Source organism: Paenibacillus sp. V4I5, from assembly GCF_030817255.1.
Classification (GTDB): Bacteria; Bacillota; Bacilli; order Paenibacillales; family NBRC-103111; genus Paenibacillus_E.
In genome coordinates, this window is the sequence record NZ_JAUSZB010000002.1 from 488159 (window position 1) to 511693 (window position 23535).

The following is a 23535-nucleotide window of genomic DNA, read 5'->3' on the forward strand; positions in this document are numbered from 1 at the left end:
AAAATTACGATTATCAAAGATAGAAAGGATGATAGTTCATGCGTAAAATCATTCTATTCATTCACAGTACTTTTAATGGAGTTGTCACTGGCGACCCAAGCGAGGACAAAACCAACTGGGCGGTCTGGAGAAATAGCGCCGGCATTGAGGAAGGTTCTCAGTATCTATTAAATATTTTCGAGACAGCTGATACCATTTTGCTTGGCCGTGGAACCTACGAAGACCTCTCTAGAAAGTGGCCGACTATTCGAGGGTCCAAACGGGACGATGGAGGTTCAAGCCTGGGTGATAAGATAAACAACGCCCACAAACTAGTTGTAACAAGCGCCCGCCCGCTCGACAATCTAAAATGGGGAGAATTTGAAGCTCCAAAACAATTGACCGGCAGTAATATAGAAGAGCAAATTAAGGACCTAAAAAATGGTGACGGTGGCGACATTGTTATTTTCGGTAGTCCAACGCTCGTGCGATCACTTGCAAACGCAAATCTTATTGACGAATATCAGATAGTCATGCATCCGGTTGTGGTCAACGTAGGTGAGCATTTGTTTGACAATCTTAAAGAGCAGAAGGAATTCCATCTCGTGGACGTCAAAACACTTAAGGTTGGTTCCCTCTTGGTAACCTACAGACCCGCTTAAGCTTAGCTCAACCGGGCAGATCATTACTGTTAACACAAACAGCTACCCAGTTGATAAAGTGCAATGGACCGTCTGTTAACACAGCACGCCGAAAGGCAGCTCACCTTGACTACCTACGAAGGAAAGAACCTTGATCAAACACACGAACATGCGCCCAGTGAGTGATCGCGCATGCTATGAAAAAGATTGATGTTATGTTGTCGCAAGCTTTAGCCTTTAGGCAAAGTCGTATCCAAAATGGCCAGGAAGCACATATAGTTAACCCTTCAACGCGTTCAACTAATGATTCGAGGATGGTTTTGGCACTAAATAGGTCGAAGACGTCCTGCCAAGTTTTAATGGTTCGCATGTAATCCCTCCTAAAAAAATGATCCCCTCGAAAAGCAATGTCATTAAGTTAAATGGAATCCGAAACGGCATGGGAAAAAAGCCCTGTGCCGTTTGTTTTTGGTGCAAGCAAGGAAAAAAGCGTACAGCAAACAAAGCGGATGGAATATCCGCTTAAAAAATGTTCATGTGAACCGATTTATGCTACTCTGTAGACGAAGCTAACAGCTGATTTCGAGCGGATTTTGCGCGTATTCTTCAAGAAATACTAATATCTGAATAACTTTTGGACTAGCCAAGTCAACCCTATACAAATTGAACAATAACTGAGTAGCGTACTTATTGTAAAATCATGGGATTAATGAATCAGTTTGCTTGGAACAGAAAAAAAACAGCTGGAAGAAGCCCTCTAAGTGCGTCTCCCGGCTGTTTTTATTTGGTAGAGCTCACCTGCAGAAGGTGAGCTTCTTTGGTTTTGTTGAAATGAGTTAAGGTGAAAAGGTAATCACCTTTATAATAGCTGTTCGTGTAGGCGCCAGCTCCGGCACCAACTGCAAGCTGTCGGTGATTCGCTGGGCAGCCTATTCCGCTAACGGGCAGATTAGTTCAGTAAACACCGTCCCTTTCAACCGACATGGCGTGCAATCAAAGGAATAGGTATTCACACATATTTGCTAAGTGAGTATCTTATTCTTGAAACCACTTTAGTTATTTGGGGGAACCGGTGTGGGATACTTTGTTAATGTAGAACCAGGTGTAAATTTATATGTCGAAGATATCAATCCTGAGGGCAGCAAGACCATAGTTTTTATACATGGTTGGCCGTTAAACCATAAACAGTTTGAGTATCAGTTTGATGTTCTTCCCGCAAAGGGATACCGCTGTATAGGAATTGACTGGAGAGGTTTCGGTAATTCGGATAAGCCAATAAGTGGCTACAATTATGACCGATTGGCGGATGATATCCGCACTGTAGTTGGTGTACTTCAATTAAACAACTTCACACTCGTTGGTCACTCCACGGGCGGATCGATCGCAATTAGGTATATGTCCCGATACAATGGTTACGGAGTTTCTAGACTTGTTCTTGTAGACGCTGCCGCTCCTATAGGCTTTACAACAGACACTGCCAATAAATTTCTTAATAAAACATTAAACGACCGCCCTAAGATGATGCGTGAAGTAACAGACACCTTTTTCTTTCAGTATATATCAGCCCCATTCTCAGACTGGTTTTTTCAATTGGGATTACAGGCAGCAGGTTGGTCAACCGCATCAGTCGTAGTTATGCTAAGAGATGAGAAACTATATACCGATCTGCCAAAAATATCGGTCCCTACTTTAATTGTTCACGGGATCCACGACAAAGTAATTCCATTTGCACAAGCACAGGAACTTAATCAAAAAATAAGAAATTCACAGCTTGTCCCGTTTCAATACAGCGGTCATGGCCCATTTTGGGAAGAACGTGATAAGTTTAATCAGCTATTGGTGCAATTTACTGGCTCATAGCTCTATTCAGCTAACGAGGAACGATAGCTCAATATACAATAAGATAAGGCAGCCGGCCAGATGGATAGGCTGCCTTTTGCGAAAGAGCATATTAGCGAAATATTCTTGTCTAATACAACTCATGCACGTTTTTCATGTTATAAACTAAGAAGTGACCAGATCACATGAGCGATTTCGGCTCTTGTTGCTGTATCCTTAGGGGCAAAAAGATTTCCAGGCCTGCCGTTTAACAGACCCTCCTTAGCCAAGCTGGATACAGCAGCTTTCACACCAATTGCAATCTGGGCATCATCTGAAAAAGGCGACACTTCCGTCGATACCAGTTGTTTTCCAGTTTTGGTTTCATAGATCCACTTCATCACAAGCACCATCTCTTCACGAGTAAGCGGACTTTTCGGTTCCAGACCTTTCAAGCCAACTGCTTTTTCTACTGCTTTTTGGTCTAGTACAAGAGCTTTAGCAAGGAAGTCGATAACCTCACCGCGTGTGACCGATTGATTTGGTGCGTAGCGCGCGTTGTCCACACCACCGATGATTCCTTTGTTGCTCAGTTGATAAATATCCTGTGCTGCCCAATAGTCTGACGGGATGTCCGCAAATCCCTTCACATTGATGCGTCCTTCCGCTTTCGCTCGAATGGTTCCGCTTTTTTTAGCATATGCCACAAGAAGTTCAACATCTGTCAGGGCTTCATTTGCTCCCACCACAGTTTTCGCGTTGCCGAACATGGTATATTTATCCCCGCCCGTATACATGTAGTTAGAGAGGGCTAATTTGTAGTTCTGCTGCTTGTTCAGAGGCTGACCGTTTATTGTAACCTTCTCGATTCGTTGACCTATCGGCTTGGTCATGTCATATGTATATGAGGTGCCCGACGATACCTGAAGAAAACCGCCCGCGAGCTTATCGACCGCGGAAACGCTCGTTTCGAGTGCTGCAGCCACCATATCTCCGGTCACTTCTGCCACTACGATTTTGTTGCCGAACGGCAGAATCGATTTCGCGTCCTTGAGTGTAAAATTTCCTTTTGTAGAGCTAGCGCGGATGCCGCCGCCATTCGCAACCGCGATGTCGGTCTTGTAGTAATCCCGATAAGCATCAGCAATCAAGTTGCCAATTGCGGTTTCTTGGAACCGAGACTCATGGTTGTCCCCATAGATCAAGTCACTCTCCGAAATGGCGATCGTCTTGCTCAATTCCTGGTCAAGTTTGGACTGGTACTCCTTGGCCAACCCAGCAAGCTGATCATCTTCTTTTACAGCTTCATCTACCTTCAGGATCTCATTGGTGAGAGTCAGTTGTCCGTCAGCTGCTTTACTTATATTTAAACGGATCATGGAACCCATATTGCCTTGAGGTGAGAAAATATACCTTTTTCCGGAACCGTCGAAATCGTATACGAACGATTTTTCTTCCGCTTCTTCTTCCGTGAAAATAACACGGATATCCGGAACCGCCAGTAAAAGCAACTTATCATCTTGAACAGACTCTTGGGTTAGCGCGATAATTAAATCTGGATTTTGTTCTTGCTTCAACTTCTCAACAGTTGCTTTGGCGGATTCGATTACATCGGATTGCTGCACGTTCTCGTCCTGTGTCGTAGTTTCCATCGCAGTAGTAAGACTGATGACACCAATACGGATACCCTGCTTCTCATATACCTGATACTGCGGCACGTTACCGAACGGCTTACCGTCTTTGCCGATCAGGTTGGAAGAGACCCATGCGAACTTAGACGCTTTTACCAACTCAAGTGTATTGGCCGTGCCTGCATCAAAGTCATGCTGGCCGAAGTTAGCGAGATCGATCGGGATTCGATTGAATGCTTCCACCATTGGAAACCCTTTAAATACACCTCCAAACAATGTCCCGCCGCCGAGATCACCCCCGAACGCGATGATTTTGTCTCCCTTTACGCTGTCGATCAATGTTTTAATCCGGGCCACTCCACCACGGGTGCCGAGTTTATCGACAACGGGATTGATTTCATGACCGTCGTTGAAGTACAAAAACGAAACGTTGCCTGCAGTCAACGTTTCCGCGTTGACCGTTCCGCCGCTTCCTTGCGGCATGGCGAGGAGGATAGAGGAAAATAAGATTACAGGAATGATTTTTTTCTTCATGGAGTACCTCTTTCTTTTCTAGTTTAAATGGGTATTTAAGTATTCTGCATGGTTAACTTTACCGTTTGTATGTTTTGGAGATGTATGGCCCTTATAAAGAATTGGTAAACGAGGGGGTACGAACTGGGAGAACTGTGGGGGAATTCATGAATGAGCGAGGCCGATAAAAAGAAATTGGCCGAGCAGTATTTGAGCTAAAATTGCAGAGTCTAATTCGATCTGGATGCAGGAAGACGTCTCTGCAGCCAATGGTAGCGTTTAATACTTGGAGTTGTTCAAGGAAAATAAAGTCTAGACTGAGAAAATAAAGTTTTAGACTGACAGTGCGTCATTAAGCTAAAGGGCAGTAATGTTCAATAAGTGGGCTGAGCAATTTAGAGGGATAATTTACAAGTTCATGGTAAAATAGTTTTGAGGTGAACCTTAATGTTTACAATCATATTTTATGGATTGGTTATTCTTGCAGTGATTACGATGTTTTTAACGACTATTGTTGGGATTACTGTGAAACCCAAACTATGTTGGTTAGCAGGTATATTATGGTATGTCGTAAGCTTTTTAGGGAGTATGTCCATTGGACTATATCTACTTGTTTTTCCCTTTACCTTATGGACGTTGGCATTTGCCCATACCTTCCGTTTCATTAAGAAGCCTTCAAATACTGGATTGGTTATAGTTATTGGAATATTACTTTGGATTGTTAGCATAACAATTATTGATGATTACTGGTTATTTTTCCCCTTTTAATTGGCTGTTAGTATAAAAAATTATCCATATCAATAACAGAATGGCTACCGTGTCGGGTGGCAGCCCTTCGCTCACCTAAATGTGGAGGGGGACCATGATATTTTGAATGCTTCAAAATTCAATTATGGTATCCTAATAAAATAATTAACCATTTTATTCCATTGGAAAGGGGCATTAACTTTGGCTGGTCCTTCGATGTTTTCAATACTACCTATCCTGTTGTTCATTGTTTACGGACTATTTGCTTTACTTGGGTTGTATAGTCTTTATTTATTCATAAAATTGGCTTTACGAGGAATTGAAGCATTAGATATATACCTGGATGAAAAGATAAACAGACGTTTGTAGGGATTCACATTGCTACGCTAACGCAGAACTATAGTTAAGGAGCCTGCTTCGCGGCAACTCCTCTTTTTGTTTATTGATTAACGGGCAGTTTTGTTAAATAAGTTGCAAATTTAACATTTTAAAGTAAGAGCATTTCTTTGTAATGAGAAATGCTTTTTATTTTTGTCAAAATTAAAAGGATATTTCAATAACTAACAATAATATAATAAAAAAACAATATAAATTTATTGTAAAACGATAAATCGTATGCTAAAATCATGTTGTCATTAAATAAGTGAGGTGTTTTAAATGAATGTTAAACGAGGTTCAACCACTTTCTTAAAGGTAATTATTTTTCTGGCTGGAATTGCAGTGCTTGCTTTGTGTATCTGGTTGCCTGAGATAGCCGTTAGAGATGCAAGGGTACATCCAGATACGGCTTACTTCCTAATCCCCTTTTTAGTATGTGCATACGGATTCTGTATTGCGTTTTCTGTTGCGTTGTATCAAGCATATAAACTTTTAACCTACATCGAAAAGAACAATGCTTTCTCTGAATTATCCCTTAAATCCTTACAGATTATAAAGAAATGTGCTTTTACAGTCATTTTTCTCATTTTGATAGGAATAGTAAGTTTAAGGGTGCTTGCTACAGTTACAGATAGTGATGATGCAGCGGGTCCTACATCATTATGTCTAATGGGTATTTTAGCAACAAGTATCATCGCAGCCATTGTGGACGCACTTCAAAAGCCATTAAAAAATGCCCCAGATATAAAGTCGAAAAATGAATGATTAACGGATGTGTAAGACTTTTGATTGTCAGCCAAGTGATTTTGGAGTACAAAAGCGACGAAGAACACTCAATAAAAACAGACAACTAATTTATTTAACTAACGCAGAACGATAGCTTCATAACAAGTTCTAGCAGGCTGCCGGTGATAAATTCGGTGGCTTATTCCGCTAACAGGCAGTTTAATTTATATGTAAAAGGTCCTCTATAACATCACTAACGGATAACGATAGTTGACAAGCTGCTTTACGGCAGCTTTTTTTCATTTTTTGAAGCTGTGGAGACCTTAACGATTAAACCAAGGAGCGGTAGTTTAATGCAATTGGTTGAACCCTACAAATGAAAAAGCACCACTATAACAATTTTCGAATAATTGAATAAATGCATGGTCGGGGTTCTGCAACATTTTATTATTTTTTATGTGATCTTTCACTTGTTTCGACAAACATTTCAAATTGAACGTGTTAGATTATTCGTGTATTCATACGGTAGAAAGGGTGGGCGCTTTCAATAATGTCAGCAAACTGATCTCTATTCGCACTATATTGCTGTCTGTTTTTCTTCTGCTCATGATTTTTCCTTTGGTGGTTATTACTTATATTACTTATAAAAAGGAAAACGAACTATTCCAAAAGCAGGTAAGCCAGTATCTGCTGCAGACGGTTGGACAGACTCAGCGGGCTTTGGATGCCAATCTCTCAGAGATCGATCGGCTCACATGGACTTTGCTGTATGAACAGTCGCTTGATTTTTTAAACGGTCCCTTGGACTCCTCCTATCCATTGTTTGAAGCAAATCAAAAATTTAAAAATATAGTATATTCCAATCTATTTCGAGGCAGGCTGGAACACATTAGGGCCATATATTTTACTACAGCGGGACATGAGGTTCTTTCGACAGAAAATTCATTTTACACCTATGGGCAAGTTGATCAGGTGAATTATCAATTTGTTATGGATCAAATTGAGCGTCAGCCCTTAAAAATGAACTGGTTTAGCGATAGAAGATCGATCTACCGCCCAAAGGACGGTTTCGAAACGCCTGTTCGTGCTTCCGTCACAGCTGTACGGCGTCTCATTGACAGCAACACGGCAAAGCTTCGGGGCTATTTATTTGTTCAATTTAACGATCTATTTATAAGCGAGTATTTGCGAAACGTTCAAATTGGTTCAACAGGCTCGCTATTAGTTTCAAATGCGTCGGGTGATGTGATTTACCAGCAAGATCCTCAGCTGTCTCAAAATCATAAAATTAGCCAAGCAATCAATGCCTTGCCATCCCAGGGCCAAGGGTTGCAGATTGTCGATAGAAAATGGCTTCTTGCTTTCGACACCTCCAAAATTAGCGGATGGAAGATGACGGCGGTCGTCCCAATCGATGAATTAATTGGCCCCAATCAAAAAATATTGCGGTACTTGTTGATGATGTCGGCAATCGGTGCTCTTGTCTCGGTCATTGTCTCGTTTCTTCTGGCTACGGCCATTTCTAAGCCGGTTATTAACTTAGCCCGGTTAATGACATTCGCTGCGAAAGACAATCTTCATGTACGGGAAACGCAAGGACCCATTCAAGAGATCAGCATCTTGCAATTTAGTTTTAATCGGTTGATGGACCGTATTCAGTTTCTGATTCAGGAGAATGAAATGCAGCAGAAAGAAAAGCGCGAGGCACTTCTTCAAGCTCTGCAAATGCAGATCCATCCCCATTTTTTATATAATACGCTGGATATGATTTATTGGATGGCCAAGAAGCACAAAGCAGATTCCATCAGTAAGTTGGTTACTGCTTTGGGGCGGTTCTTTCGTTTCACCTTAAATGCTGGGCAGGAATGGACAACACTAGGGAAAGAACTCGAGCATGTGGAGAACTATTTGCAAATCCAGTCCTATCGGTACAGAGACAAGCTATATTATGAAATTGAATTGGATCCCGAAGTTACCTATGTAAATGTGATGCCGCTCATTCTGCAGCCGCTTATTGAAAACGCTTTAGAACATGGCATATCCAAAAGCCAGGATGGCGGTAAAGTAATGATAAAAGCCAGCAGAAGCGAAGATAAGGTTCATATCGTCATATCGAATACGGGCAGGCAGGTCGATTTGGCTCACGTCCGTCTTTTGCTGCAGAATGCTGCTTCAAATGCCCATGTGGGACTTCGGAATGTCCAACAGAGAATTCAGACGGCTTTTGGACAGGAATATGGCATTGAGGTTGCAGCAGGCGAGGATCAAGGCGCTTTGGTAACGGTTACAATCCCTTATCGATTGTCTTCGTGCCAAGAGGATCAAGAGGGGGCAGAGCATTGAAAATGCTGCATTTCAATAGGCTGATGTTGGTTTCGTTCGTTTTGCTTCTAGTCTGGGCGTTAAGCAGTTTGCTGTTACTGGATCAGGTGACAGTTGATCCTCCTAAAGCATTAGCGAGCAACAAAAAAATAAAAGTATTGATTCGAACGGGTACGGAATCTACAGCGATGCGTCAAATTTCACAGACATTTGAAGCGGATACGGGGATTCAGGTGGAGTTTATCGAATTGGGAAGAGATGTGTATTTTACTTCTGTTGGCACACAGCTGCTGGCGGGAACGGAGTCGTTTGATATCGTCTCTATTCCAAATACATCGATCGCACAATTTGCCTCGGTTCATGCCATTCTTCCGTTAGATCCCTTCATGAATGATAAAAATTTAACAGATATGCAGTCGTTTGATGTTAACGATTTTCTATCTACTTACCAATACCACGATATGACATATGCGCTGCCAACTGATATCAGCACTCACTTTCTGTATTATCGAAGCGACTTAATTCCTAATCCGCCGGAAACCTGGGACGATTTATTCGAGTTGGCCAAAACGTATACCAAGAGTAAAAACCCGAATTCCCCAACGAGATGGGGTCTCGCGATGCCTGCTGTTGTACCAGAAGAAAGATCTAAGATCTTTGCATCTCTGTTGTGGTCATACGGCGGTGATGTGCTGAATGAAGAGGACGGGAACGTATTTTTGGATCGAGAGGAGTCGATTCAAGCCGGCAAATATTTGGAGAAACTGGTGCAGGAGAAGGTAGTCCCGCACGATTTGCTCAGCTGGGATTTTGCCAGAACCCGTGACGCTTTACTAGCAGATGAGATTGCCATAGCAGCTCCATATTGGAATGCGGCCTATCCAATGATCAAACAAAACAGCGACCCCAATAAAGATTCAATAAAAATTGCATTAATCCCTGGCACCAAAGATCAGCATGGCCAGATTAAGCGCGTCCCATTTCAGCATGGATGGACGCTTGCCATTAATGCAAGTTCCAGAAATTCTGTAGATGCCTGGAAGTTTCTTCAGTATGCGACCGGAAAGCGCGGTGGAATGATCTATGCGCAGCAGGGTGGAGTACCAGCAAGACGTTCTATTCTAGAAGACCCGTTCTTTGAAAAGACAAGACCCGATTTTGCATTAATTTTGAAGAGTATGGATATTGCCAAAAATGAACCTTCGATTAGCTATTATCCGGCTATGGTCGATATTGAAGAAAGGGCTTTGGCCAAAATCATAACATCTTTTGCCAAGCCGGAAATATCCTTTAAAGATGCGGCGAATGAATTGCGCCAGCTCTCTATGAATATGAATGGAAATTTGAAGTAGGACGGAGGATGACTCGATGAACGCGACCGTTTGCCGTGCTGTAATTATTGATGACGAAACCTGGATTCGGGAAGGCTTAAGTGAGCATATCAATTGGGAGCTGCTGGGCATCGATCTGGTTCAAGTATTTCAAGACGGCCTTGAAGCTATCCGTTATATGGAGGACCACCCTGTTGACATCCTCTTGTCGGATATTCGCATGCCCAATATGACCGGTCTTGAACTGGTTGCCAGATTGCGCGAATTGGAAAAAGAGCGTCGCTTGCCGGCGAACACTAAGGTTATTTTCCTCAGCGGATATGGTGATTTTAAATATGCCCAAGAAGCGCTTCGTTTAGGAGCTGTAGATTACCTGCTTAAACCTTCGGACGTGGAAGAGATTGAAGTTGCTTTGCAGAAAGCAAAGATGATGTGCTCTACTGAAGCACCTCTTCCAGACAATAGTTCTCCTGAGCCAAAAGTATCCGAAGAGCCCAGCTCTTACTTGATCAAAAAAGCGCTTCAAATGATGAGTGCCAGATTCACAGAGGACCTTCATCTCAATCAAATTGCAGATGAATTATTCGTCACTTCGAATTATTTAAGCAGGTTGTTCCGTCAGGAAACGAGCAAATCGTTCAGCGATTATTTATCGCAACTGCGCATAGAGAAAGCCTGCGAACTTCTTGGCAATAGCACCCTCAAGATTTATCAGATCGGGGAATCTGTCGGTTATCCCAACCCTCGATATTTCAGCGAATGGTTTCAAAAGCAAAAGGGTATGTCGCCTGGGGATTATAGGTCAAAACATGCCTAAACAAAAGGTAATGCGTCTATTGTGCAAAAAAACGGAATAAAAGATAGATTTACCTCATTAAAAGTGTTTCCTCAATTGAGTAAGATAATTTTGTAAAGCGGTTTCATACAAAAGTGATCTGAAAGGGGAAGTACTGTGAAACGTAATTTATCTATTATTCTTTCGGCTGTAACATTAACGGGTTCGCTTCTTACCGCATGTGGCACCAACACCAATGAGGCTAAAAACAGTTCAGCTCCAAATCCGGCTGCGGCCGTAAACACGCCTGCCGCAACAGCAGCGCCTGCCACTCCAGCTCCTGCGGCTAGCAAAAAACAGGTGGAAATCTTTAGCTGGTGGACGGGTGCAGGTGAAGAAGCGGGGCTTCAAGGACTTATTAAATTGTTCAAAAATAAATATCCGGATATTGAAGTGATTAATGCAGCCGTTGCCGGCGGTGCTGGAACCAATGCGAAGGCTGTTCTTGCCAGCCGAATGCAAGGCGGAGATCCGCCGTCAGCGTTCCAAGTTCATGGCGGGGCAGAGCTGAATACGGGGTGGGTTGCGGCTGCTAAGGTCAGCCCCTTGAACGACCTGTACGACAAGGAAGGCTGGAAGGATAAGTTTCCGAAGGATCTGATCGACATGGTTAGCAAGGATGGAAACATATATTCCGTACCGGTCAATATTCATCGGGGCAATGTCATTTTCTACAATAAGAAAATATTCGACCAAAATGGATTGAAAGCGCCTACTACTTTTGATGAGTTTATTAAGGTAGCGGATGCATTGAAAGCGAAGGGTGTTACTCCTCTCGCACTCGGCGATAAGGAGCCATGGACAGCAACGATGCTGTTCGAAAATATTTTGCTCGGCGAATTTGGAGCCGACGATTACAAAAAGTTGTGGACCGGCGAGATTCCTTTCGACGATGCTCGTGTGAAGAAATCCCTTGAAACCTTCAAAAAAATGCTAACTTACGTGAATAAGGACCATGCCGCCCGTAACTGGCAGGATGCTGCCCAACTGGTGGCCAAAGGTGAAGCAGCTATGAACAATATGGGAGACTGGGCGAAAGGATATTTCACGACGGATTTGAAATTGAAAGCGAACGAAGATTTTGGTTGGGTTGCTTCCCCGAATACGGACGGCACTTTCATGGTTGTAACCGATACGTTTGCTCTGCCTAAAGATTCCAAAGACCAAACGACGGCCAAAGAGTTTTTGAAGGTTCTAGGCTCTGTAGAGGGTCAAGACGTGTTTAACCCACTGAAGGGATCCATCCCAGCGAGGGTTGATGCGGATACGTCCAAATACGACGTTTATGGTAAAACGACGATTGAAGACTTCAAAAAGAGCAAGCTCACACCGAGTATGGCACACGGTTCGGCAGCGCCTGAAGGCTTTACTACACAGGCCAACCAAGCGATTAATATCTTCGTAACCCAAGGTGATGTAGAGCAAGCGGCTAAAGCGCTTAAACAAGCACAAGTTGCCAATGGAATGAAGAAATAGGGAAGAAAAATCGACAGGGCCAGATGACGGCTTACGCATCTGACCCTGTTTTTCTGGAGTGTGAATAGATGAACGCTTTCCGTTTAAAGGGACAACTGAATACAAATCAGCCCAACACTTTGGTTCGCAAGCGCAGCATTTGGAAGTCGGAAAAGCTTGTACCCATATTAATGCTTCTGCCGTCTTTAGCGGCAATTGCCATTTTTATTTATGGATTTATAGCCTGGACAGGTTACGTATCGTTATCCGAGTGGAACACGCTCGTTAAAAACCTTACTTTCGCCGGCTTCAGCAATTATTCTTTTCTGTTTAATGATTTCCGCTTTCAATCGGATTTACGAAATACGGTTATGTTTACCGCTCTCTTTATCACCGGCGGGATGCTCGTTGGTCTGTTTCTGGCGATCATGGTAGACCGGAAAGTACGAGGGGAAGCATTTTTCCGAAATATATTTGTATTTCCAATGGCTCTTTCTTTTGTCGTAACAGGGGTCGTGTGGCAATGGATCCTGAATCCAACGACCGGCGTTAACTTACTGCTGAAGTCGCTTGGCGTTACGAACTTGCCGAGCTGGTTTGTAAGCACAGAGATTATCCCTAAAATTCCTATCGGTCAGATTGATTTCGGCCTTCCAGTAGCCATTATCGCCGTAGCTATTGCTGCCATCTGGCAAACGTCCGGATTCGCAATGGCGATGTATTTGGCCGGACTACGGAACATATCCGAAGAACTGCGGGAGGCTGCTCGAGTGGATGGCGCAACGGAATGGCAGGTGCTTCGGAAGGTTATCCTGCCGCAGCTGAAGCCGATCACGATGAGCTTGATTATAATTTTGGCACATATTTCGTTAAAGATTTTTGATTTGGTCTATGCGATGACAGGGCCAGGAGCCATGTTTGTCACGGATGTGCCTGGCGTGTATATGTTTGAAACGACATTCCGCGGAAATCATTATGCCCAAGGTGCAGGTATCGCGATGATTATGCTGCTGCTTGTTTCCTTGCTGATCATTCCCTACCTGATTTCCAACTTGCGCAAAGGGGAGGATTAATATGACGATTGAGCGCATAAATCGTTCGATGTTGTATGTGGTGTTAATCGTCTTGGCGATTATTTATCTTGTTCCGGTTTATGTCATGTTGATTACGAGTGTCAAGGGACTGAACGAAATTACACTCGATAGAATGTGGGCGCTGCCCGAGTATTTTAACTTGAAGGGTTACCAAGAGGCGTTTAAGAAGCTGATTCCCAATTTGACGAACAGCTTTTTGCTGGCTATACCTGCTACTTTGTTATCGTCCTTGCTCGGATCTTTAAACGGATACATTTTGTCTAAATGGAAGTTTAGAGGATCAAACTTTTTATTTTCACTCATGCTGTTCGGGATGTTCATCCCTTACCAAAGTATTCTTATCCCGTTAATTCAGTTCTTGCAATCGATCAAGCTGTATAACACGATTCCAGGATTAATTCTCGTTCATATCGTTTACGGTCTGCCCATTTGCACCTTGATGTTCCGCAACTTTTACGTTGGCATCCCGATGGAGGTGCTGGAGTCGGCCAAAATCGACGGAACCGGATTCTTCGGGATTTATAGGTATATCATGATCCCTCTTTCGCTAACGGGATTTGTGGTTGTCGGCATATGGCAATTCACCAGCGTATGGAACGAATTTCTGTTTGCCGTTACGCTGACAACACAGAAGCAGCAGCCGATCATGGTTGCTCTGCAAAATTTATCAGGCAGTCAAATCGTACAGTGGAACGTACAGATGGCTGGAGCGATTTTGGCCGCTTTACCTACCTTGCTCGTCTATATTTTCTTAAGTAAGTATTTTATTCGCGGTCTTCTCGCAGGTTCTATTAAAGGATAAAAGTATTAGAAAAGACGGCTTATCTGGACTGAACTTTTAGCCGGACGGGGAGAGAGGAGCACAGTTTCACTCTCCTTCCTCTCACAAGGTTGCATCCATTCATTCATGAAATTTGCGTAAACGCTTACGAACAAAATCACGAATATGTTACTCAGAAAGGAAGATCTGCATGAAACACAAACTTCTTTATATCCATTTAACTTTCCTGTTATGTATGTTTCTGGTTCCAATGTCCACATGGGCAGCAGACACCTTCTCTTACAAGCTAACAATCAGTAACGATAAACCTGAGGTGGGTAAGGACAAAGAAATTACAGTTACCGTAAAAGGAGATAACCTTCAAGATGTTTACGCTTATGAAGTTAACTTTATTTATGACACCAGCCAACTTCGATTTAAGGAAGCAAAAAGCGCAATAACCGGCTTTTCCATTCCTGCGATCGTGAAAAATAATCAGATTCAATTTGCGAGTACCAAAATTGGCAACGTTGCCGGAGAAAGCGGTCAAGTTACCCTGTGTACGCTTACCTTTGAACCGTTTGGCAAAGGCGAAGCATCGGTGAAACTCACGGACGTGAAGCTTGTCAACAGCAAAATGGTTTCTGCTAAACAAAATGCGGGAACGCAGATCGCCATGGAAATCAGAAACGATAATAGGGCTCTATTTCGTGATATTGCCGGGCACTGGGCGAAAGATGCGATTGAAAAAGCAACGAAGCTGGGCTTTGTCAATGGATACGAGGACGGCATTTTCCAACCACAAGGCCTCGTAACGCGTGCGGAGTTTGCGGCGATGCTGGCTCGTGCGATTCATTTGCCATTGAAGGACGATGCAGCGCTAAGCTTTGCAGATCTTGCTTTTATGCCGGAATGGGCCAAATCGAGCATCTCGGCAGCAGCAGCCTCGGGCATTGTATCAGGCTATGAAGACAACACATTCCGTTCGGACAAAAAAATATCCCGAGCCGAAATCACTACGATGATTGTACGGGCAGCGGGGATCCTGGCAAATGAGGATAAAATATCGACATTTACCGATAAAGACCAAATTCCCGATTGGGCGTACCCTTTCGTCGTGTCAGCCGCTGAAGCGGGACTCATCCAAGGCAAGGGAGGCAACTTGTTCATGCCGAATGACCATGCGACCAGGGCAGAGGCGGTCACACTCATTCTATCCTTGCTTGATTATAAGAAGTAAGAGGCAGCCATTTGTGATACCAAAAACCGGAGAGGATAATAGCCAATGAGAAAAAGGAAAAAGAATAGGACGTTCCTTGTATATGCGCTCCTCATTCTTTTGTCGGCTAACTGGTTTGCTGACCTACCACTTGCCAACGCCGAGGAATCCATTCGGGCTTCCTTGTCCGGTGAGGATACCGTACAGGCAGGCCAAGCGTTTAGTCTGACCTACGGATTGAAAGGTGTCTCGGAAGCCGTCTATGCTCAGGATCTTACAATTCGTTATGATGCTGAGCAGTTGATTTTTTTAGGTGCGGATTCAATGAAAGATCATTTTTCTATTATAGGTCTGTCTGAAGCGCCAGGACATGTCCGCATTATTGCAGCTAGCCATGGAGCCGACAATGCGATTCAGAGAGATAGCGAATTGCTGACGCTTCGATGGAGCTCACAACCGCTCAATCATGCTGCGACATCCGTAGTATCCGTTATAGATACAGTCGTTTCAAACGGCGATGGCGTAGAAATAAGCGTAAGTGGAGCGACGCACACCGTTCAGATTGCTGTGGCCAATAAATGGGAACTGCTAAGTTTAATCGCCAGAGCGCAAGCTGCACATGACAACGCAGTGGAAGGTGGCGGCTTAGGGCAGTATCCGAAGGGCGCTAAAGCCATTCTCCTAACGGCCATAAACAGCGCCAAAACGGTGGCTGACCAAGCCGATGCTACACAGCAGCAAATTCAACTGGCATCCACCGAGTTGGAGGAAGCGCTTCGAGTCTTCCTCGCGTCGATGCATACCTCCGAGCCTGGAGATTTGAATGGAGATTCTAAATTTACAATTGGAGATTTGGCTATTGCGGCAGCCTCTTACGGCAAAACATCAGCTGACCCCGATTGGGCAAACATGGTCAAAGCTGATGTTCATGCAGATGGCAAGATTGACATCGCAGATTTGGCCATTATAGCAAGGGCTATATGGAGCAGTTTGCCGGAAACGCCGAACACGCCGGAATGGACGGCGGTGAAGCGGATAGACGTATCCGGTGTGACGAGCTCGGGTTTGACGCTGACATGGTCCGGGGCTGCTGATCCAGTCGGCGTAACTGAATACAAGGTCTACCAAGATGGGAATGCAATAGGTACCGTGACGGGAAGTGTCTATCAATACGCGATTACGGGTTTAAAGCAGAGCACCATGTATTCCTTTAAAGTGGAAGCAGGGATTGCATCCGGACTTTGGAGTACGAATGGTCCAAGCGTTACGGTCACCACACAGGCGGGTCATTCACCTTCGGTCCTATTCACTGGCCAGGAGTCGGTTGTTGGCGGAGGTTCCTTTGCTCTGATCTATGGACTTCGCAACGTGACTCAAAGTGTATATTCCCAGGATATTACAATTTTATATGATGCGGAGCACATGGATTTCATCGGTGTGGATACGCTTGGAGAAGGCATGTCCACACGAATTGATTCCGATATCCGCGGCCAAGTCCGAGTCATGCTTACAAATCAAGGGGCCGCTCCGGTTAACGAGGATGCCGATTTGTTGTCGCTGAACTGGAAAGCCAAAGTGCTGGACCAACCAGCTATAGCGACAATAACCATCAACGAGATCATACTAACTGACAGCAAAGGCATAGAAACAAGAATAAGCGGAGCAACCCATCAGATTCGTATCTCCTTGGCCGATAAAGAAGGAGATTTAAACAGCGACAATAAAATTTCTGTGGGGGATCTAGCGATGGTTGCGGCGGCTTACGGCGGTACTTCTGCCGACCCGGAATGGGCGAAGTACGCGCGAGCGGATGTTAACCATGACAGGAAAGTGGATATCGAGGATCTGGCCATGACGGCCAAGTGGATTTTTCGTTAAAGGCACATAGTGGAGGGGAGATGAGGTTCTCTACCCCTCTTTTTTATTCCTGAATGACGCTTAAAGGGAAATGTGATTACTTTATCGGAAGAAAAGATAGATTTACCGCATAGTTAAAGCCAGGCTCTTTCAGTAAGATGTTTATGGGGAAGCGCTTACAGGTGTTCTTCAAAAGGAGGCTGTTTGAATTTATAAGAACCGGATTGTGTTGAAAACAAAAATGGGAGGTTTTCTGGAATGGGTAAACGGAAAGCTGGGAAATTTCTGGCTATGGCAACGAGCTTTACACTTCTTGCAGGAGCATTTTATATGCCTGCCAATCAGCAGGCATCGGCTGCTGCTGCAGAAGGAGCCGACTTCTTCTCGTCTTTTGAAGCTAGTGATCCTCTTGTAACATGGGAAAATACCGTGGAGTCAGATACCGACGGAAATCCTCTGAAACTTGGCATCGATGGCAACACGCCTTTTGCGGGCATCCCGGGAAGCATCACGAATAAGGTAGTTGAAGTGACAGCAAGAGGAGAGTATGCCTCCTCAGGTGAAGTGGCCGTCAATCTGATTGACTCTAACACGAACTCCAAATGGCTGGATACGAACTCGACTTCCTGGTTAAGATTCAAGCTTAGCGAAGCATCGACGGTCGTCAGATATGCCTTGACCTCCGCGAACGATTCGCCGGGAAGAGACCCGAAAAACTGGCAGTTTGAGGGCTCTAATGACGGCAGCACCTGGACGACGCTGGATACGAGAACGAACCAGTCGTTTAGCGAACGTTTTCAGACGAAAGTGTATGACTTTACGAATGAAACGCCTTATGTCTATTATCGGTTGAACATTACGGCGAACAGCGGCGATTCTTATATGCAATTGTCCGAGTTCCAGCTTTCCAATGGCATTATTCTCCCCCCGCCTCCACCAGCGGATATGAAGTCGTATGTCTCAAGCGGTCCTTCGGGTCTTTACAATGCGAAATCCAATGTCGGGTGGACCGGGTTAAAAGGGTTTACCTATTCAGGAACCCACTTGGTAGACGGCAGAGCGTATTCCTACAATAAAGTTTACGATGTTGATATTGCCGTGACGCCAACTACCGAACTTTCCTATTACATTGCTCCCGAATTTACGGATAAGGCGCAGATGGATTATTCCAGCACCTATACAGCGGTTGATCTCGCATTTGCCGATGGCACTTATCTGCATAATTTTAGTGCGCTGGATCAACATGGCATTAAGCTCAATCCCCAAGATCAAGGGAACTCCAAGACACTTTACAACAATCAATGGAATTTCAAAAAATCCAACATCGGGGCTGTTGCAGCCGGAAAAACCATCAAACGCATTCTGATTGCGTACGATAACCCGACAGCTAAAGCAGGAACTGGCTTCAAAGGAACCATTGATGATGTCAAAATCGAAGGGAATCCCGCGCCTGCCAATTACAACCGGCTATCCGATTATGCCAACATCCTCAGAGGCACACAATCCAACGGCACCTTCTCCAGAGGCAATAATATTCCTGCCGTTGCCGTCCCACACGGTTTTAACTTCTGGATACCCAAAACCAACGCCGGCTCGGACTGGGCTTATAATTACAACCAAAGCAATAACGCAAACAACCTGCCTACGATTCAAGCCTTTGCTTTAAGCCATGAACCGAGTCCTTGGATGGGAGATCGGCAAACGTTCCATGTGATGCCCTCCGACACGGCGGGAACTCCGAATATTAGCCGCACAACACGGGCATTGCCTTTCCAGCACGCTAATGAGATCGCGAAGCCATACTACTACGGCGTTACGTTCGAGAATGGTCTCAAAACGGAATTTACGCCGACCGATCATGCCGCCATGTTCCGGTTCACGTTTGCCGGGGATTCGTCTAATCTGCTTTTTGACAACCAAGGCAATAGTGGCGGTATCACGCTGGATGCTGCGAATCAAGCCATTTCGGGCTACACCGATCAAAAGAGCGGCCTTTCCACAGGCGCAACGCGCATGTTCATCTATGCGACCTTCGATAAGCCTGTTACCGCAAGCGGCAAACTGACGGGCAGCGGTGGAGGCGGAACGAATGTGCAAGCGTACTATAAATTCGACACCACGACGAATAAAGTGGTTACGATGAAGATTGCGACATCCTTGATCAGTCTAGAGCAAGCCAAGAAAAACCTGGAGCTAGAAATCAGCCCAACAGATACCTTTGAAACGATCAAAGAAAAGGCTCAAACGCAGTGGGATCAACAGATGGGCGTTTTTCAGGTTGAAGGCGCTTCAGAGGATCAGTTGATCACTTTATACTCCAACATGTACCGCTTATTCTTGTATCCAAACTCATCATTTGAGAATGTCGGCACGAATGAAGCGCCTGTTTACAAGCATGCGGATCAAACTCCAATTACGACATGCTCGACAAGTACGGCTACAACGTCATGCGCCAAAATCAATGACGGTAAAATTTATGTTAACAACGGTTTCTGGGATACGTATCGGACGACTTGGCCGGCTTATACGTTGTTGACACCGACTAAGGCTGGCGAACTCATTGACGGCTTCGTTCAGCACTATCGGGATGGCGGCTGGATATCCAGATGGTCTTCTCCAGGCTATGCCAACTTGATGGTCGGCACTAGCGCGAATGTTGCTTTTGCGGATGCCTACTTGAAAGGTGTCACCAACTTTGATGTACAAAGCTTTTATCAATCCGCGTTGAAAGATGCAGCCGTTACTCCGCCGAATGCCAATGTGGGCAGAAAAGGGATGGCGACCTCCGTATTCGATGGCTATACAAGTACGGATACAGGCGAAGGATTGTCATGGGCTGTGGATGGTTACATCAATGACTATGGCATTGCGAACTTGGCGGATGCGCTTGCTAAGAAGAATGACACAAGCGATGCTTACAACGCGCATTACAAAGAAGATCAACAATATTACATCAACCGGTCACAAAATTATGTCAATATGTTTAATCCTGATTTGGGATTCTTCAATGGCAAAACTGCGAGCGGTGCTTGGCGCAATACACCTGCAAGTTTCGATCCAAGAAATTGGGGCGGCGATTATACGGAAACGAATGCTTGGAATATGGCTTTCCATGCGCCGCAGGATGGTCAAGGCTTGGCAAATCTGTATGGCGGTAGAACACAACTGGCCGAGAAGCTGGACCAATTCTTCAGCATACCGGAACCTGCTTCCAGCTCAAATGCTGGATCATATGGCGGAGTCATCCATGAAATGACAGAAGCGAGAGATGTAAGAATGGGGCAGTACGGACACAGCAATCAGCCGTCCCACCATATTATCTACATGTATAATTACACAGGGCAGCCTTGGAAAACACAGGAAAAAGTTCGTGAAGCTTTAGACCGGTTGTATCTCGGCAGCCAAATCGGCCAAGGTTACGCAGGCGATGAGGATAACGGGGAAATGTCAGCGTGGTATATCTTTGGAGCTTTAGGTTTCTATCCGCTCAAAATGGGCAGCCCTGAATATGCCATTGGAGCACCATTGTTCAAAAAAGCGACGATCCAACTTGAAAACGGGAAAAAACTCGTTGTTAATGCGCCTTCGAACAGCAAGGACAACAAATACGTTCAAAGCCTGAAAGTGAATGGCGAAGCATACACACAAACTTCGCTGCCACATGCGGTCCTTGCAGCAGGCGCTACGTTGGACTTTGAAATGGGACCTGCGCCTTCGACCTGGGGAAGCGGCGACAATGACGTGCCATCCTCCATTACCCAAGGTTCGGCAGCTCCTGCGCCACTGAAAGATCTGACGGATAAAATGGCGGCTCAAGGGTTTGCTAAACTGACTGACAGCACAAACAGCTCCACGATCGGCAATCTGTTCGATAATAGTTCAAACACCCGAGTTACGTTAAACAGCAAGACGCCATGGATTCAATATCAATTCCTTGGCTCGAAGAAGCAGGCTGCCACGTATACGATGACTTCAGGAAATACGGAAGGCGATGCGAAGAGCTGGATGCTGAAGGGTTCCAATGACGGTCAGAATTGGACCGTATTGGATCAAAGAACAGACGAAACATTTACATGGCGTTCGAATACCCGTCCATTCGCGATACAAAATCCGGGTAAATTCGAATACTACAGATTAGAGATTACAGAGAATTCGGGAACCGCAACCACATCGTTAGCAGAAATCGAGCTCTTAGGCTATCCGACTCCTCCTGTAAGCGATGATGCAGCCGTCGAAGAGACCATTAAAGGCTTGGATTTAGGCAATACTGGCGCTGTTACCAAAAAGTTAATCTTACCTAATGGAAACTTCGAATATGGCACAACGATTACTTGGGAAAGTTCGAATCCGGCCATTGTTAATAACGAAGGGAAAATTGTTAAGCGTCCGGATGTCGGTCAACCGAATGCGAGCTTAACGTTAACGGCAACGGTGAAAAAAGGCAGCGTAAGCGCGACGAAAGCCATTGTGATAACGGTGCTTGCTATTGATCCCGCTGAGCTTAGCTATGATGCTGGCATTGATTTCAAAACGGGACTTGAACCAGGTGACGTGATGCCGACATGGGAAAACCGTACAATCGAGTCGAAGAACGTAGGCGAATTCTGCTGCGGTATCGGCGGTGTTGAGACCAAGGTTGGCACACCAGGACGCAATAGCAGCACAAGTGCGATTCTGTATTCCGGCAATGCGACAAGCGCTGTAGAGAATTATGCCTATAATCAAATGTTTGATGCTGATTTTGACATTAAACCTTCGACCGTGCTTTCTTACTGGGTGAATCCGGAAGGCAGCGCAGGAACAATACTGCCAGGCAACGTAAGAACGACAAGTGCCTATTACTCTGTCGACTTACTGTTCACCGACGGTACGTACCTACGGAATTTGGGTGCCGTGGATAAAAATGGTATCGGACTTACTCCGTTGGCACAAGGTAATGGCGGCAAACTCGTATCCGATCAATGGAACTTCGTGACGTCCAAGATCGGAGAAGTGGCGGCCGGGAAAACGGTCGATAAAGTTCTTATTTCTTTTAATGCCACGGGGAAAACGGGGTATTCGCGCGGATACTTCGATGATATTACCATCGATCATGCGAAGAGCGAGGCAACTGCCCTACTAAGCGGAAGCTCAACCGTTACCGCTGGTCAATCCTTTGATTTGACATACGGATTGGGCGGAGTGACGCAAAACGTGTATGGTCAAGATATTACGTTTACTTATGATTCGGATCTCTTTGAATTCGTTTCCGAGAAATCGCTGAAAGAAGATTTCGTGGTGGTGGATAAGAAAGCTTCACCGGGGCAAAGCAGATTCCTTGCTGTTCATGTTGGTACAGGTGCCTCCCAGCCGAACGGAGCTTTACTGACGCTTAACTTTAAAGTCAAGACATCTGAGCTTGGAGCATCCGGGACAATTGCCGTATCCCATCTCGTTGTTGCAGACGGAGATGGTAAAGAGACGGAAGTTCCTGGCGTTTCGAAAGTCATCAGCCTGAAAGCCGTGGACAAAGCGGCTCTGAACAGCTTGATCACAGAAGCGCAAGCGGCCCATGATGCAGCTGTGGAAGGAACCAAATTCGGTCAGTACCCTACCGGTTCTAAAGCAGTTCTGCAAACGGCTATCGACACGGCTAAAGCAGTGGCGGCGAACCTGCAAGCTACGCAGGAGGAAGTCGACCAAGCGAGAGCGCAGCTGAACACAGCTCTGCAAACGTTCAAGAACAGTATCATCAGCACGGTGGATAAATCTGCACTGAATCTACTTATCGCAGAAGCAGAATCGAAGCATGATTCAGCTGTAGAAGGCACCAAAACCGGCGAATATCCTGTTGGCTCGAAAGCCATTCTGCAGGCGGCAATTAACACGGCCGGCCAAATCGCAGGTGACGCAGCAGCTACCCAACCACAAGTCGATCAAGCTGTGACTGAACTAAATTCGGCGCTGCAAGGGTTCTTGGCATCGGTGAATACGCGCATGCCGGATGATATGAACGGAGACGATCATATCAGTATCGGAGATCTAGCCATTGTGGCCGCTTACTATGGTAAAAATAGCAAAGACGCCAATTGGGACTTGTACAAAAAAGCGGATCTGAATCATGACGGCGTCATCGATATCGCGGATCTAGCAATGATGGCTAGTAAGATTTTAGGTTAGTTTCAACATGTCGGGAGGATGGCGGGCGGTATCGGCTTCCTCCCGATTTTTCATATGGGAAATCATTTGG

13 protein-coding genes are annotated in these 23535 nt (G+C 45.1%); 12 read left to right on the forward strand and 1 reads right to left on the reverse strand.

Going from position 1 to position 23535, the window contains the following annotated elements; all coding sequences use genetic code 11:
- Nucleotides 1-38 precede the first annotated feature (38 nt).
- Together QFZ78_RS04220 and QFZ78_RS04225 are read left to right on the forward strand one after the other, a co-directional pair.
- Nucleotides 39-641, forward strand: coding sequence for a dihydrofolate reductase family protein (locus QFZ78_RS04220; RefSeq protein WP_307545652.1), 603 nt, complete (start codon nt 39-41; stop codon nt 639-641).
- 1053 nt (nt 642-1694) lie between these two features.
- Nucleotides 1695-2480 carry an alpha/beta fold hydrolase gene (locus QFZ78_RS04225; protein WP_307545654.1) on the forward strand — a complete coding sequence of 262 codons (786 nt, stop codon included), beginning with the start codon at nt 1695-1697 and terminating at the stop codon, nt 2478-2480.
- Nucleotides 2481-2617: 137 nt separating this feature from the next.
- On the opposite strand, the gene QFZ78_RS04230 is transcribed toward QFZ78_RS04225, so the two are convergent.
- Nucleotides 2618-4603, reverse strand: coding sequence for a 5'-nucleotidase C-terminal domain-containing protein (locus QFZ78_RS04230; RefSeq protein WP_307545656.1), 1986 nt, complete (start codon nt 4601-4603; stop codon nt 2618-2620).
- 1383 nt (nt 4604-5986) lie between these two features.
- Here QFZ78_RS04230 and QFZ78_RS04235 point away from each other — a divergent pair.
- The 10 genes from QFZ78_RS04235 to QFZ78_RS04280 all read left to right on the forward strand — a co-directional run bounded on the left by QFZ78_RS04235 (nt 5987) and on the right by QFZ78_RS04280 (nt 23465).
- On the forward strand, nt 5987-6472 hold the full coding sequence (locus QFZ78_RS04235) for a DUF2975 domain-containing protein (RefSeq protein ID WP_307545658.1): 486 nt from the start codon (nt 5987-5989) through the stop codon (nt 6470-6472).
- A 495-nt stretch (nt 6473-6967) separates the two neighbouring features.
- Nucleotides 6968-8776: a sensor histidine kinase gene (locus tag QFZ78_RS04240; RefSeq protein WP_307545660.1), complete on the forward strand. Its 1809-nt coding sequence runs from the start codon at nt 6968-6970 to the stop codon at nt 8774-8776.
- Between the two features lie 2 nt (nt 8777-8778).
- Nucleotides 8779-10107, forward strand: a complete 1329-nt coding sequence (locus QFZ78_RS04245; RefSeq protein ID WP_307555482.1) for an ABC transporter substrate-binding protein — start codon at nt 8779-8781, stop codon at nt 10105-10107.
- A gap of 16 nt (nt 10108-10123) precedes the next feature.
- Nucleotides 10124-10903 carry a response regulator transcription factor gene (locus tag QFZ78_RS04250; protein WP_307545664.1) on the forward strand — a complete coding sequence of 260 codons (780 nt, stop codon included), beginning with the start codon at nt 10124-10126 and terminating at the stop codon, nt 10901-10903.
- 135 nt (nt 10904-11038) lie between these two features.
- Nucleotides 11039-12397, forward strand: coding sequence for an ABC transporter substrate-binding protein (locus QFZ78_RS04255; protein WP_307545666.1), 1359 nt, complete (start codon nt 11039-11041; stop codon nt 12395-12397).
- A 68-nt stretch (nt 12398-12465) separates the two neighbouring features.
- Nucleotides 12466-13449, forward strand: coding sequence for a carbohydrate ABC transporter permease (locus tag QFZ78_RS04260; RefSeq protein ID WP_307545668.1), 984 nt, complete (start codon nt 12466-12468; stop codon nt 13447-13449).
- 1 nt (nt 13450) lies between these two features.
- The gene (locus QFZ78_RS04265) at nt 13451-14272 is read left to right on the forward strand and encodes a carbohydrate ABC transporter permease (protein ID WP_307545670.1); all 822 of its coding nucleotides are present in this window, start codon (nt 13451-13453) and stop codon (nt 14270-14272) included.
- Between the two features lie 169 nt (nt 14273-14441).
- Entirely contained in the window at nt 14442-15470 is a 1029-nt protein-coding gene (locus tag QFZ78_RS04270; RefSeq protein ID WP_307545672.1) for an S-layer homology domain-containing protein, read from the forward strand.
- A 45-nt stretch (nt 15471-15515) separates the two neighbouring features.
- Nucleotides 15516-17327, forward strand: coding sequence for a cohesin domain-containing protein (locus QFZ78_RS04275; protein WP_307545674.1), 1812 nt, complete (start codon nt 15516-15518; stop codon nt 17325-17327).
- A gap of 237 nt (nt 17328-17564) precedes the next feature.
- The gene (locus tag QFZ78_RS04280; RefSeq protein WP_307545676.1) at nt 17565-23465 is read left to right on the forward strand and encodes a GH92 family glycosyl hydrolase; all 5901 of its coding nucleotides are present in this window, start codon (nt 17565-17567) and stop codon (nt 23463-23465) included.
- The last annotated feature ends 70 nt before the right edge of the window (nt 23466-23535 follow it).